The 13635-nt window shown below is 71.5% G+C and carries 9 protein-coding genes and 1 pseudogene; 6 read left to right on the top strand and 4 right to left on the bottom strand.

The features are described 5' to 3' along the window. Positions 1–7: 7 nt before the first annotated feature. Entirely contained in the window at positions 8–1498 is a 1491-nt protein-coding gene (locus tag ABZ915_RS15600; RefSeq protein WP_361801898.1) for a glycoside hydrolase family 3 N-terminal domain-containing protein, read from the top strand. 75 nt (positions 1499–1573) lie between these two features. Here ABZ915_RS15600 and ABZ915_RS15595 read toward each other — a convergent pair whose 3' ends face one another. Then, a complete protein-coding gene (locus ABZ915_RS15595) occupies positions 1574–1717 on the bottom strand; it encodes a hypothetical protein (RefSeq protein WP_361801895.1) in 144 nt (47 codons plus the stop codon). A 214-nt stretch (positions 1718–1931) separates the two neighbouring features. On the opposite strand from ABZ915_RS15595, the gene ABZ915_RS15590 reads away from it, so the two are divergent. From ABZ915_RS15590 to ABZ915_RS15570, 5 genes and pseudogenes are all read left to right on the top strand, one after another. Beyond that, complete coding sequence (locus tag ABZ915_RS15590) at positions 1932–2969, top strand: phytanoyl-CoA dioxygenase family protein (protein ID WP_361801892.1); 1038 nt, start codon at positions 1932–1934, stop codon at positions 2967–2969. Continuing rightward, positions 2966–4324, top strand: a complete 1359-nt coding sequence (locus tag ABZ915_RS15585; protein ID WP_361801889.1) for a DUF6271 family protein — start codon at positions 2966–2968, stop codon at positions 4322–4324. The genes ABZ915_RS15590 and ABZ915_RS15585 overlap by 4 nt, the downstream gene beginning before the upstream one ends. A gap of 8 nt (positions 4325–4332) precedes the next feature. Next, positions 4333–5484, top strand: a pseudogene (locus ABZ915_RS15580) (type III PLP-dependent enzyme); the annotation flags it as partial. 45 nt (positions 5485–5529) lie between these two features. Further along, positions 5530–6009 carry a GNAT family N-acetyltransferase gene (locus tag ABZ915_RS15575; protein WP_361802473.1) on the top strand — a complete coding sequence of 160 codons (480 nt, stop codon included), beginning with the start codon at positions 5530–5532 and terminating at the stop codon, positions 6007–6009. Further along, positions 6009–7247 carry an MFS transporter gene (locus tag ABZ915_RS15570; protein ID WP_361801886.1) on the top strand — a complete coding sequence of 413 codons (1239 nt, stop codon included), beginning with the start codon at positions 6009–6011 and terminating at the stop codon, positions 7245–7247. The genes ABZ915_RS15575 and ABZ915_RS15570 overlap by 1 nt, the downstream gene beginning before the upstream one ends. Here the strand turns inward: ABZ915_RS15570 and ABZ915_RS15565 are convergent. From ABZ915_RS15565 to ABZ915_RS15555, 3 genes are read right to left on the bottom strand one after another with little or no spacing between them, the layout of a single operon-like run. Further along, positions 7191–12551 (bottom strand): type IV secretory system conjugative DNA transfer family protein, encoded by a 5361-nt coding sequence (locus ABZ915_RS15565; RefSeq protein WP_361801883.1) that lies wholly within the window; start codon positions 12549–12551, stop codon positions 7191–7193. The two genes, ABZ915_RS15570 and ABZ915_RS15565, sit on opposite strands and share 57 nt — an antisense overlap. Then, positions 12548–13126 carry a hypothetical protein gene (locus ABZ915_RS15560; RefSeq protein WP_361801880.1) on the bottom strand — a complete coding sequence of 193 codons (579 nt, stop codon included), beginning with the start codon at positions 13124–13126 and terminating at the stop codon, positions 12548–12550. The genes ABZ915_RS15565 and ABZ915_RS15560 overlap by 4 nt, the downstream gene beginning before the upstream one ends. A 57-nt stretch (positions 13127–13183) precedes the next feature. Further along, the gene (locus ABZ915_RS15555; RefSeq protein WP_361801877.1) at positions 13184–13501 is read right to left on the bottom strand and encodes a trypco2 family protein; all 318 of its coding nucleotides are present in this window, start codon (positions 13499–13501) and stop codon (positions 13184–13186) included. Between the last annotated feature and the right edge of the window lie 134 nt (positions 13502–13635).

Here is a 13635-nt window from a genome sequence, read left to right as displayed (position 1 = left end):
ACCCCCGATGACCACACTCGCCACCGGCAAGGACACGCTGACCCGCGACGCGCTCGCCGTGTTGCAGCCGGGCTTCGCCGGCACCATCGCGCCGGACTGGGTGCGCCGCCGACTCGGTGAAGGGCTGGCCTCCGTCGCCCTGTTCGGCCGTAACGTCGCCAGCCAGGAACAGGTCACCGGCCTCACCGCCCAGTTGCGGGCCGAGCGGGACGACCTGCTGGTCGCCATCGACGAGGAGAGCGGCGACGTCACCCGCCTCGAGGTCCGTACCGGCTCCTCCTTCCCCGGCAACCACGCCCTAGGCGCCGTCGACGACCCGGACCTCACCCGAGGTGTCGCCCGCGAGCTGGGCCGCCGCCTGGCCGCGTGCGGCGTCAACTTCAACTGGGCGCCGTCCGCCGACGTCAACGCCAACCCCGACAACCCGGTCATCGGCGTACGCTCCTTCGGCGCCGCCACCGACCTGGTCGCCCGGCACACCGCCGCCTACGTCCAGGGCCTTCAGTCCACCGGCGTCGCCGCCTGCACCAAGCACTTCCCCGGCCACGGCGACACCAACGTCGACTCCCACCACGCCGTGCCGCGCATCGACGTCGACGCGGACACCCTGTACGAACGGGAACTGGTGCCGTTCCGCGCGGCCATCGAGGCCGGCACCCGCGCCGTCATGAGCGCGCACATCCTCGTCCCCGCCCTGGACGCCCAGCACCCCGGGACCCTCTCGCGCCGCATCCTCACCGAGCTGCTGCGCGGCGAGCTCGGCTACGAGGGGCTGATCGTCACCGACGGCATGGAGATGCGGGCCATCTCGGGGACGTACGGCCTGGAGCACGGCGTCGTCCTGGCGATCGCGGCGGGCGCCGACGCGATCTGCGTCGGCGGCGGACTGTGCGACGAGGGCACGGTGCTCAAGCTGCGGGACTCGCTCGTCGCCGCCGTCCGCTCCGGCGAACTGCCCGAGGAGCGCCTGGCCGACGCCGCCGCCCGGGTACGGCGGCTGGCGCGCTGGACCGCCGAGGCGCGGCGCGATCCTCAGGCCGCGGCCGAACCCGCCCCGGAGATCGGCCTGGTCGCGGCACGCCGCGCGCTGACCGTGACCCGCCCGGGCCCCGCCGCACCGCTCACCGAGCCGGTGTACGTCGCCACCTTCAACCCGGCCGCCAACATCGCCGTGGGGGACGAGACGCCCTGGGGCATCGGCGCCGAGCTGGAGCGCTCGCTGCCGGGCACCACGACCGGCTCCTTCACCGGCGCCGACGCGGGCAGCGCCGCCCTCGAGGCGTCGGGCGGCCGCCGGATCGTCGCCGTGGTCCGCGACGAGCACCGGCACGACTGGATGCGCGCGGCCCTGGACGTCCTCCTCGCCGCCCGCCCGGACACCGTCGTGGTCGAGATGGGCGTCCCCCAGGCACCGCCGCGCGGCGCCCTGCACATCGCCACGCACGGCGCCGCCCGTGTCTGCGCCGTGGCGGCGGCGGAGCGGGTGGTCGCGGGCTGACGACGCGGTACCGAAGAGCGCCGGCGGGGCTTCGTGCCCGCCGGCGCTCACTCATGTCCAACGGCCGACGCTTCCTCAGTGGTGCGGTTGCGGGCGGGCGCCGCCCTGGAGGCGTCGGGCGACCGTGGGGTCGTCGCGGTGGTCGAGCGCGTCGTCGCGGGCTGACGACGCGGTGCCGAGAGTGCCGGCCGGGCTTCGTGCCCGCCGGCGCTCACTCATGTCCAACGGCCGACAGGCTCCTGCACCGTTGCGGTTGCGGGCAGCGCCGCCCTGGGCAAAGCCACGCACGGCGTCGGCCGTGTCTGCGCTCACCTTTGTTCAACGACCGGCACTTGACAGGCAGTTGGCGGCAATTCGGCCATGATTCGTTGAATCGGGAAGTGGTCTAGTCCAAGGTGAGGGCACGTCAGTTCGATCAACCCGGAGTCGCCGTATGCCGACGCCTGACCGTCACCGCCACCTCTTCCGAGCGGCATCGGACCGCCCCTACTTCAGCGCGGACGGCGAGACGTACCTCGCACAGACGCCCCTGAGAGACATCGAGAAGCCACGGCCGCTGCGCGTGCTGTCCGAGGCGGACCTCGCCTTCTGGCAGACGTACGGCTACGTCGTCGTCCGGGACGCCATCTCCCCGGGCGCCGCCAAGAGCCTGCTGGAATTCGCCTGGGAGTTCCAGGGACTCGACCCCGACCGCCCCGAAACCTGGTACGAGGAGCGGGAGTTCCGCTCGGACCTCGACCGCGACCTGCACGTCTACGGCTTCGTCGAGGCCTACCACCACCAACTCCTGTGGGACAGCCGCCAGACCGAGCGGGTCCACGGCGCCTTCGCCGACGTGTGGGACTGCGAAGAGCTGTGGGTCACGCTGGACCGGCTCAACCTCAACCCGCCCAACCGGGGCACCCGTTCGCGCTCCCTGATCGAACCCACCGCCGAGGGCTTCGACATCGAGCTGCACTGGGACGTCGACACCACCCTCGGCGTACTCCCGCAGCGCGTCCAGGGCATCATCGCCCTCACCGACACCCGCCCCGAACTCGGCGGCTTCCAGTGCGCGCCCGAACTGTTCCGGCAGTTCGACGAATGGCGGGTGGCCCAGCCCGCCGGCCGCGACCCGATCCGCCCCGCGATCGACCGCTCGGAGTTCCCCGTCGTACGGCCCGACCTCCAGGCCGGCGACCTGCTGATCTTCAACGGACTGCTGGCGCACGGCGTGGCACCGAACCTCTCCGACAACGCTGTCAGAGCCGTCCAGTACCTGTCGATGATGCCCGCCCTGGAGGAGCACACGGACCTGCGCGCCTCCCGCGTCGAGTCCTGGCGCACCCTCAGCACCCCCGACTGGAACGCGACCCTGCTCGGCGACGCCCGCGAGCCCGAGGCCCTCCGCTACGGCCCCGCCGTCCTCGACGGCCTGGGCCGCAAGCTCCTCGGGCTGGACTCCTGGCACGGACAGGGGGACGAGCGGTGAGCCCGGGGACCGGCACGCACCGGATCTGCCTCGCCCTTCCCACCAACCGCGCCTGCGCCCCGACCCTGGCCGCCGTCGCCGAGGAGGCGGCCCACGCGGCCCGCCACTTCGACGCCGAGGTGCATCTGCTGGTCCTCGACTCCTGCGACGAGCCGACCCGGGCCGAGCACGCCCGCGTCCTGGCCGCACTGCCCCCGGTGGCGGGACGGACCATCCACCACCTCGACGAGGCCCGGCAGCGGGACTTCCTGCGGGAGGTGATCCACCGGACCGCTCCCGCCGACCCGGACCGGATGCTCGACCTCATGCTCCCGTCCGGCGTCTCCTACGGAGCCTGCACCAACCGGGCCTTCCTGATCGCGAGCGCGCTCGGCTGCCGGTCGGTGCACCGCCGGGACTCCGACAGCGCCTACCAGGCGGCGGACGGCGAGCCGGTGTTCCCCGTGCACCACGAACTGCCGTCGCTGGGCATGCGCGCCGCCGAGGCCGCGCCGGGCGTGTCGGAAACGGACCTCGACCCCGCGCATGCCGACCGCCCGGTGTCACTGGCCGGCGCCTCCTTCATCGGCGAACTCTCCGTGGACATCGGCGAGATACAGCGCCTCGACGATGACCTCTACCACGAGGTGGTCGGCCTCTGGGCGCCCGGTGACTGGTCCGAGGAGCGCAAGCGGGACCTGGTCGCGGAGTCCTTCAAAGGCGCCGGCACCGACCCGTTCACCGAGGACCACTCGACACTGACCCTGGTCGACCCCATGCGGGTCGACATGTGCAACATCGCCCTCCACCACGAGGTGTACGAGCGGGTGCCGTTGCCACCGGCCACCGACACCATCGGCAGCGACTACTTCCTCCTCCACCTCGTCCACGACGCCACGCTGCCCGGGGTCCTGCACAACCGCCACATCGAGAACTTCCACACCCCGGAACGGCGCACCGACTCCGGCTTCCTCGCCTACCAGACGCGGTTCGTGAAGTTCCTGCTGTCGATGCTCTACTTCCACCACGTCTACGACCGGATGGCGGAAGCGGGCGCCGCCCTCCTCGACGACCGGCACCGCGTCCGGGCCGACGCCGTCGTGGGCTTCCTGCGGGAGAGCACCCGCCTGGACCGGTCCGAGAACGTGTGGCGGCTGGACCGTGTCGACAACGCGTACCGCAAACTCGGCGGCAGATACGCGGCCTTCGCCGACCTGCTGGCGACGCGCCGCGAACGACTGCTGGACGAGGCCGGCCGGGACATCGAGGACTTCGCCCTGCTGATCGAGGCCTGGCCCTCGCTGGTCGACGCGGCGCGGGCGACCGGGCTCGGGGACGCGAGCGGGGAGACCGGACCCGGGGGCGCGGACCGGTGAGCGGGGACATGTCCGCGCCGCTGTCCGCCGCGCTGTCCGCCGCCTCCGAGGACACCGTCGTCTTCGACCAGCTCGGGATCGAGGCCCAGTACGACGCCCTCGTACGGGAGTTGCCCGGTGCGGCCATCCGCTTCGCCGTCAAGGCGTGCCCCGTCGACGAGGTGCTGACCTGCCTCGCCGACCGGGGTGCCGGCTTCGACGCGGCGAGCCCGGCCGAGATCACGCAGGCGCTGCGGACGGGCGTAACCGCGGACCGTGTCCACTACGGCAACACCGTCAAGTCCGACACGGCGATCGCCGAGGCGCACCGGCTCGGCGTCCGGACCTTCGCCACCGACAGCGTGCAGGACGTGGCCGCGATCGCCGCCCACGCGCCGGGCGCCCGGGTGTTCTGCCGCCTCGCCACCAGCGGTGAGGGAGCCCTGTGGGGCCTGAGCCGGAAGTTCGGCTGCTCACCGGACGACGCGGTACGGGTGCTGACGGCGGCTCGGGACGCCGGCCTCGTACCGGCGGGCCTGTCCGTGCACGTCGGCTCCCAGCAGATGACGGCCGAGGCCTGGCAGGACGCCTTCGACACCCTCGCCGAGGTGCTCGTGGCACTGCGCGGGCGGGAGATCGTGCCGGACCACGTCAACCTCGGCGGCGGCCTGCCCGCGCTCGGCTACCTCGACCGCTGGGGCCGCAGGCTCGAACCCCCGCTGGACAAGATGTTCACCGTCATCCGCGAAGGCATGGAACGACTGCGGGAGACCGCCTCCGCCCCGCTCGACTTCGTCATGGAGCCCGGCCGTCACCTGGTGGCGGACCACGGCGCCGTCCGGGCCCACGTGTACCGGATGACCGCACGCCTGCGACCGGACGGAGCCGCCGACCACTGGCTGTACCTCAGCGTGGGGAAGTTCAACGGGCTCTACGAGATGGACCAGTTGGGCTACGTGCTGGCCTTCCCCGGCCACGCGGGGCGGAACGAGACGGAGTACGTCGACGCCGTCGTCGCCGGCCCCACCTGCGACAGCGACGACACCTACGGAGCCGGACACCACCGGGTGCGCGTGCCGGGCGACCTGGCCTCCGGCGACCCGGTCTGGATCCTGTCCGCCGGCGCCTACGCCACCAGTTACATGGCCCAGCACTTCAACGGCTTCCGCCCGCTTCCGTACGACGTCGCACGCATCCGCCCCGTCGCCGGCGCCGACTGGCCGGCCGTGGCCGCCCTGGAAGCCGCCGCGTACGCGGACTGCTCGCTCTCGGAGGGCCAGGACGCGCTGGAGTCCAGGGGCCGCAGCTCACCGGACACCTGCTTCGTCCTGGAGCTCGGCGGCCGGATCGCGGGCTACGTACTCGCCCTGCCCTACCCGAGGTTCCGCTACCCGGACCTCACCAGCCCCGAGGACACGGTCTTCCGCTCCAGCAACCTCCACCTGCACGACCTCGTCGTCGCCGAGGACCTGCGGGGCCGCGGACTGGGCACCCGGCTGCTGCGCCGGCTGACGGCCACCGCGGGCGCGAGCGGCTTCGAGCACATCTCGCTGATCGCGGTCGGCGGCATGGAGACCTACTGGCAGGCCCACGGCTACCGGCCCCACCGCGAGGCCGGCCCCCCGCCGGGCTACGGCAGCGACGCGGTGTACATGTCCACCGGGCTGCGTACCAGCGGCCCGCACGACGGCGAGGAGCCGGGCTGATGCAGATCACGCAGATGCTGAAGCACAAGCCACCCGCCCACGACGGATTCCGCCGCGAGAAATGGGCGATCGCGGCCCTTTTCTGCTTCCTCGGCTTCCAGTACGCCACCTGGGCCTCCCGGCTCCCGGCACTGAAGACCAGGCTGGACCTGACCGAGCAGGAACTGGGCCTGCTGCTCATGGCCTGCGGCGCGGGCGCCGCCGCCTCCTTCCCGCTCGTCGCGTTCCTGACCCGGCGACTGGGCTCACGGCGCCTGGCGCTCGGCTCCGCCCTGTGCCTGGCCGCGCTGCTCCTGGCCCTGTCCGTGGCGCCGAACTACCCGACGGCGCTGCTGGTCGTCTGCTGCGACGGCGTCGCCGTCGGCTGCCTGAACGTCGCCATGAACGCGCAGGGCGCCGCGCTGGAGACCAAGTACGGCCGCACCGCCATGTCCCAGCTCCACGCGACCTTCAGCGCCGGACTGCTGGGCGCGGCGCTCCTGGCCTCCGGCGTCAACACGGTGACACCGTCCGTCACGGCCCACTTCGCGGCGGCCTCCGTCCTGCTGCTGGCGCTGCTCGGCTGGGCACGGTCGCGGCTGCTGACCGACGGGCCGCCGGAGCAACGGCCACAAGAGCCGAGGGCACGCCGCTCCGGACTGACGCCGCCGTCCCGCATGACGTTGTGGATGGGCTGCGCCATGGCGTTCGGCACCATCACCGAAGGCGCCATGAACGACTGGTCGGCCCTCTACCTGAAGGACGTCGTCAAGGCCTCACCGACCGTCGCGCCGCTGGGCATCGCCGTCGTCTCGGTCATGATGCTGCTGGCACGCGTGTGGGCCGACCGCTGGCGCAGCCGCTGGGGCGACGGCCGGGTCGTCCGCGTCGGCGGCGCCGTCGCCGGCCTCGGCCTGGCCCTCGCCCTCGCGGCCGGCGGGGTAGTGCCCACGCTGGCCGGTTTCGCCTGCGTCGGTCTGGGGGCGGCCGCGATCACCCCCTGCGTGTACGTCGCCGCGGCGGCGCACGGCCCGGACGCGCTGGCCCTGGTCGCCGCGATGGGCACCACCGGCCTGCTGGCCGGCCCCGCCCTGATCGGCTTCATCGCCGGCGCCGGCGACCTCACCCTCGGCATGTCCGCGGTCGCCGCCTCGGCCCTGATCGTGTCGCTGTGCGCGCTGCGGATCCGGTGGGGGGCCGTTTCACCGGACGCAGCTCGTGGCGCCGGGGCCCGGCCCGAGCCGCTGCACGGGAGTTGACGCCGGGCGCCCGGCGGTGGGCCGCCGACGTCGCCAGCGGCCGTCCGGGTCGTCTTCCGCGGGAGCGGCCCGCGACCGGAACTCCTCGTCGTGGCTGGACGAGCGCAGCCGCACGATCCCGGGTGGCAGATGCTCGTAGAAGCAGAGCGCCGTGCCGGGCCGCAGCCTGCGCAGGACCGGTCTCCCGACGCCGTCCAGGCCGGCGCCGTCCAGGCCGGCGTCCGGGGCGGCCGCGAGGGGATCCTCGCGCAGCAGTTCGTTGACGAGCGCGGAGGTCTCGGGATCACGGTTGCCCGACAGAACCAGCAACGCCGAGTGGTTGTTGGCGATCGTCCTGGCCTCGTACACGTTGAATTTGGCGATCATCTGAGAGATGTCGTGGAACACCGTGACGAGCTGGACCCCCGTGCCGGCCGCGGTGGTCGCCAAGGTGTCCAGGTTCCTCAGCGGCGCGATGTTGCCCGCCTCGTCCAACAGGATGAGCAGCCGGTGGGAGGCGCCCGCGGCGTGCCGCTCGTACGCCTCGTGCAGCACCCGGCGGATCAGCCCCACGAACAACGGTGCCAGAACCTCCTGGTCGTCGGGCGGCGCGCACAGGTACAGGGTGTGGGACCGCCCGTCGAAGAACTGGTCGACGTCGAACAGGGAGCTGCGGGCCGAGCGGACGGCACTCGACTCGTAGACGGACAGGGAGGTCATCAGCGTGCCGTAGATGCTGCTGAGCGTGCGCTCCTCGAGGGCCTGCATCCCGGACCAGGCGAGCCGGCCGGCCGGGTCGCCGGCATCCAGGTAGTTCTCCACGGCGAAGACGTCCCGGCTCTTGACCCACTCGTAGACGTCACCCATCGTGCCGCCGGACACAGCCGCCGCGTGCAGATGCGGTGCCAGCAACTGCGCGGCCAGGTTGTACCAGAAGTCCGACTCGCGCAGCCCGCCGGGCTTGGAGCCCACCTCCGTCAGCCAGTGTGCGGACTGGACTGCCCCGCTCCAGTCCCGCGAGTCGGGCAGCGGGTTCCACTGACAGGTCGCCGGCCCTTCGTAGAGCTTGCCGGTGGGCTCGAATATCTGCGCTCGGCCCAGACCGGCGCGGTGAACCATGGTGCTCGCGATCACATCGGTGCGGACGGAGGTCACCAGGGCCGGACCGTCCCAGTCCAGAAGGGTGGGAATGACGACACCCGTGGTCTTGCGACTGCGCTGGGGCCCGAGGACCAGGACCGGACGGAACGGGTAGGCGGCGACGGCAGTGCCGCCGTAACCACCGATGACGACGCTGTTCGGCCGTCCGGCGTGCTCGGCCAGGGTGCTGAGGTCCTCCGGCGGCGCGGGGGCGGGGGGCTGCTTCGGTCCCTCGGGCTGTGCGGCGCACTCCGGCGCGGACGGGCCGGGCCCGGGGGTCGGCAGGGTCCGGTCCCTGGCCTGCCCCAGCCGCAGGGCGACCGCCTCCGCGAACAGCGCCTCGTGGTCCCTGACACCCACCTTGCGCAGCGTTCTGGACAGACTCTCCAATGCCTCCGCCAGATCCTCCCGGTAGGCCGGGTCGTCCAGGGCCAGAGTGCGCAGGAAGTCGACGACGAGCGTGTCCGCCACCACTTCCTCGGCCTCGTGGCCCAGGGCCGCGTGGGCGGCGGAAGCGGCCTGCATCAGTCCCAGGACCAGCCGGGCTCCGTCCGGCCAGGTCACCATGACCCGGCGGCCGATCCGCTGCCCCTCCTCGGCGAGTTCCGTCACCTGCTCGAACGCCTCGTGAGCCAGACGCAGCAGGACGATGCCGCACATGAGGGTCAGCGCGAGCGGCGCCCCGAACGAGGAGAACTCCGGGTCGGCCGAACGGCACACGTCGATCGCCTCGGTCAGCAGGGCGTCGGCGTGCTGCCAGTCGACGTCCTCCAGGACTCCGGCGGCGGTGAAGAGTGTCTGGGCGAAGTAGTGGGAGTTGCCGTCCGGATTGTCGGCGACGAGGTCACGGGCGAACTCCACCGCGTCGCGCGCCAGCTCGGCCGCCTCCTGCGCGTTCTCCTCCTTCCCCACGGCCGCCAGCATCAGCATGGCGTTGATCTGGATGGGCAGGTAGGCGCTCGCGTTGTCCTGCGTCAGCTCCCACGCCCACTCCGCCGCGGTGATCAGCTGGTCGACCGCCTCAGCCGCCCGGCCGTCCTCGAGGAGGATCGGTCCGGCCAGCAGGTACACCGACAGCAGCGGCGTGGTGAACATCGACTCGTACCGCGTCGAGAGGCCCTCGTAGATCTCGGTCGCCGTGCGCACCGCGTCGACCGCGGTCGTGAGGTCCTTGCGGGCCCAGGCCACGGTGGCCACGGCCGTTTCCACCATGGCCCGGAGGTGCTCCAGCTCTCCGGAACTGTGCGTCATGTAGTCGGCCGCCCGGCCCCGCGCCGCCAGAGCCGCTTGCCACCCGCCTTCCAGGTCGCCGTGCGAAGTCCGCATCGTGGCCAGCATGCACTCGGCTCCGACGAGTTCGGAGAGCCCGTCGATGCCTCCGGAGCGGTCGGTACGGGCCCGCAGCAGTTCGACCGCACGCTCGATGCCGGCCAGTGGTTCCGGACGGCCGGCGATGCCGAGCAGCACGGCCTGGGACATCAGGGCCGAGGCGACAGCCAGGTCACCGTCGGGCGCTTCGTCTTCCCACAGCTCCTCCAGGATGCGCACCGACTCGTCCATCGAATCCAGGGCCTTCGGCAGATCCCGTACGTTCACCAGGGTGAGCGCCAGTACGCCCAAGGCCTTGGCCAACTCCTCGCGGACCTCCGGTCCGTCGTCCGCGTGGGCGCGCAACAGGTCCACGGCCTCCTGCGCCAGCGTGCGGGCCTCCGCGACCCTGCCGACCCGCAGCACCGCGCGTGCCTGTGCCGAAGCGCCGCTCAGCAGCGGTACGGGAGGCTGACCGTCGGCCACGAGACGGGTGGCGCCCAGGGAAGCGCCTTGTTCGACCGCGTGCACTTCGTGCGGGTTGCGTACTCCGCGGTGTTCCAGGAGGGCCCGGATCACGCGTGCCTTCCGGATCGTCTCGCCGACCGAGTCCAGGTGTTCTTTGGCCTGTTCGTGCAGCGTGATGGCCAGGTCGGTCAGTTCGGGCCACCCGACCGGGAAGACGGGGTCGGACCGGCGCAGCAGTTCCGCGGCCGCCTCGGGCACCGGAGCGGCCGCGAGGGCCTCGGCAAGAGTGCGGGCCAGCGAACCATGAGGGCCCGACGCGGTCGCGGCCCGGTCGCCGTCGGTGCGCCGGGTGGCCAGGGCGACCGCCTCGTCCACCAGGGTCGACAGGTGGAGTTCGAGCAGCCGGCGCAGTGCCTCGTGGCTTCGGCCGGAGGAGGACAGGACAGGACTCGTCGTCATCCGGCGCAGCACCTGGATGCTGCGAACCCGCTGATGCGGTGTTGAGCAGTGCCGGAACACGTGCGACAGGCGCTCGGGCGCGAGCAGGTACCGGCCGATGAGGAACTCCCCCAGGAGGTCCGGCTGCACCGGTGAGAGGTACTCCTCGTCGACGCCCGCGTACAGCTTGTGCAGCACCTGTGCCGCCCGTTCGCATGTGTCCTCGGAGGCTTCGGCCAGTGCTTCGCTGCCGCTCAGCAGCATCGCCGCCTCGTGCCGGTCGGAGGCGCCCGCCAGGGACGCCAACGCCACCAGTTCACCGGCGTCTTCCTCCTCGAGGCCCGGCTCGATGGTCCGGAACCGGTGCTGCCAGTAGCGTTCCCACTCCCGGTCCAGGAGACCCTGGAGCAGCCGTTCGGCGAAGGTGGGTGGTGCGGCGGGCGGAGCTCCGGGCGGGCACGTGGCCGGCGGGGGGTGCGGTTCCTCGGCGGTGGACCGCAGGTCGAGGAGCGCCCGGATGTGAACCAGCAGCGGAAGCCCGAACTCCTCGTCCTCCAGGTCCGGCTCGGATTCCGGCAGGGGCACGCCGAGCCGGACGGCGAACGTACCGGCCGCGGCCTCGTAGTGGCGCCTGCGCGTCTCCGCGTCCAGCGGGCGATGGGCCAGGTCGACAGTGAGGTCCGGGAGGCTGCGGCCCAGCTGCACATGACTGCGGAGCCTGTTCATCCAGGGCCCCTCGGCACTGCGGGCCAGGAGCAGGATCCGTACCCGGTCGAGGGGCTCCGGACGGAGGCGGGTCAGTGAGGTCAGCAGCCTTTTGATCTGCGGTACCCGGGCTTCGGCGTAGTCGAAGATCAGCAGCAGGGGACGGGTGATCTGCAGCCGCCGGGCGTGCGCTGCCTGGGACACGGTGACCAGTCCCGCTCTCCAGCCGTCCGCTCTGGCCACGAGGTGCAGTTCGTCGGCGAGCCTGCTCTTGCCGCACCCGGCCGGTCCGTGGACGAGGGCGACCCGCAGTCGGTCCGGGGCGTCGAGGAAGTCGGTGCGCAGCTGGGCGAGTTCCGCACGGTCGATGAAGGGCACCAGCGCGTGCCGGGCACTGGTGAGTTCGGCCAGAGAGTGGGGGAGCCGCTCCTCGACCAGGGGGCTCAGCGGGGAGGTCGGCGAGCTGATCTGGATGGCGAGCCGGTCGTCGACGCGGTACCGGGCCAGTTCGGCCAGACCGGTGGCGGGCGTGTGCCTCCACGCGGCGGGCAGGCAGGCGGCGAAGTCGGGATCCGTCTCGAGCGCCGAGTGGAGGGCTACCGCCTGGAGCCTCCCGTCGAAGTTGGCGTTGTCCTGGGTCACCACCCCGACCAGGTAGGTGCCGTCCGCGAGCACCGGGGACCCGGACATTCCCGCCCAGGGACTGTGCTGTTCGAGCCGCCGGGGCAGGGCGGAGCGCACGTTGATCGACAGGAGGGAGGGATCGGCGATGGGGGGCAGCAGTTCGCCGGGCACCCATTCGGGCAGCCTGGTGCTGTCCGGCTGCCGCTGGGCGCGGGGAAAGCCGGCCAGTTCGACCGATGTGATGCCTGCCGTTCCGTCCCCGTCCGGTATGCCGAGCAAGGGTGTGACCACCCCGTCGAAGCCGGCGCCACGGCTTGGGGAGTCGTCCTCCTCGTCCGAGCCGGCGTCGTCGGACAGGCGCAGTACGGCCAGGTCGAGGTGTCGGTGCCGTCCCGCCACCGTCACCGGCGTCCAGGGGGTGTCCTGTCCCGGGCGGCGTATTTCGAGAACGGCGTCCGTCCGGCCGGGGGTGGCATCGTCGGCGGTGGCGGGGGCGGCGTCAGCGACGCAGTGAGCGGCCGTCAGTACGGTCCGACCGTCCACCAGGTATCCGGTACCGGCCCGCACCAGGGGCTGCTCACCTTCCTGGGGCCGGACCTCCGTCCTTCTGATCAGCACGAGTTGACGGGTGAGGAGAGTCATACGAGTTCCTGCGCATCTCGGTCCGGCCGGAGCAGCCATCTGCGGGAGTAGTAGTCGGTGAAGGTGACGGCGAAGTCGATACGGTCGTCGGCCGCGCAGTCGCCCGGCAGGCGGTAGCGCAGGTCACGTGACTTCCGCGCGGGTACGTACGCCACGTGACACGTGCCGCCGGCCTCGTCATTGACGAGGAGTTCCACCTGGCAGTCGGTGATCGGATCCTCGCTGAAGTTCGTGATCGTCGCGAAGACGAATCCGCCGAGCCCGCTCCTGCCCGCGCCGGGGAAGAACCGTTCGACGTTCGTACGCACCCGGAGGTACTGGCGTTTGCGGTCCTCGAAGCGCTCCATCGACTCCGTGAGCGTCTCGAGCCGCTCGAGCGCGTCGTCCAGTACGGTGCGGAGCTGCTCCAGATCCCCGGTGATTTGTTTGAGAGTCTTTTCCTCTTCCTTTTCGTACCGCTGCACGGTACGGACCAACGTCGCGATCAGGTCCTTTCTTGCGGCGAGCGCTTTTTGAAAGAGCACGGTCACGGAAAGGAAGATCACGAAGGTCCACTGCATTTCTGCGGATATCACGGGCGCCCCCCTGCGCACCGACCGGAAGTCTGTGTGTCCGGCCTTCGGAACGATCCGCTACATCTCGTCGTCCACCGCGGTGGGTCCGGTCGGACCGCTGGAATTCAGCTTCAGGGTGATCTCGTGCGTGGCCTTGCGGCCGCTCTCCCGTTTGCCGTCGGAGTTGACGAGGCCGAACCGCAGACCCCCGTTCAGCCCCCGGGTCCGCGACAGTTCCACGCCGAACACGAGTGTGATTTCCCCGACCGTGAATCGCACGCCCTTGTCTCCGGTGGTCGCCAACCGGAGTTGCGCTTCCGCGATTTGATCACGGAGAAGAGTGATGGCGTCGGCAAGATCCAGAGCGTCTTGCAGCGCGTTATCCGTGTTGTTCATGTCCCCCCTTGCCAGTCCTGCTCGCGTACCCTACCCAGGGAGGTACTCGTTCACCCTGAAGGCGGTGAATTCCTGACATGGCGAACCGCGCCACATGTTGGGGGAGTGACGACTACTGCTGATGAATCGCGGAA

Source organism: Streptomyces sp. NPDC046915 (genome assembly GCF_040644935.1).
Lineage (GTDB): Bacteria > Actinomycetota > Actinomycetes > Streptomycetales > Streptomycetaceae > Streptomyces.
Note: the sequence above shows the minus strand (reverse complement) of the source record. Positions and strands in the feature narration are given on the sequence as shown.

Excerpts from the sequence above, each read along its gene's own strand:
- ABZ915_RS15600 (WP_361801898.1), top strand. The coding sequence starts at position 8 with ATGACCACACTCGCCACCGGCAAGGACACGCTGACCCGCGACGCGCTC.
- ABZ915_RS15595 (WP_361801895.1), bottom strand. The coding sequence starts at position 1,717 with ATGAGTGAGCGCCGGCGGGCACGAAGCCCGGCCGGCACTCTCGGCACC.
- ABZ915_RS15590 (WP_361801892.1), top strand. The coding sequence starts at position 1,932 with ATGCCGACGCCTGACCGTCACCGCCACCTCTTCCGAGCGGCATCGGAC.
- ABZ915_RS15570 (WP_361801886.1), top strand. The coding sequence starts at position 6,009 with ATGCAGATCACGCAGATGCTGAAGCACAAGCCACCCGCCCACGACGGA.
- ABZ915_RS15565 (WP_361801883.1), bottom strand. The coding sequence starts at position 12,551 with ATGACTCTCCTCACCCGTCAACTCGTGCTGATCAGAAGGACGGAGGTC.
- ABZ915_RS15555 (WP_361801877.1), bottom strand. The coding sequence starts at position 13,501 with ATGAACAACACGGATAACGCGCTGCAAGACGCTCTGGATCTTGCCGAC.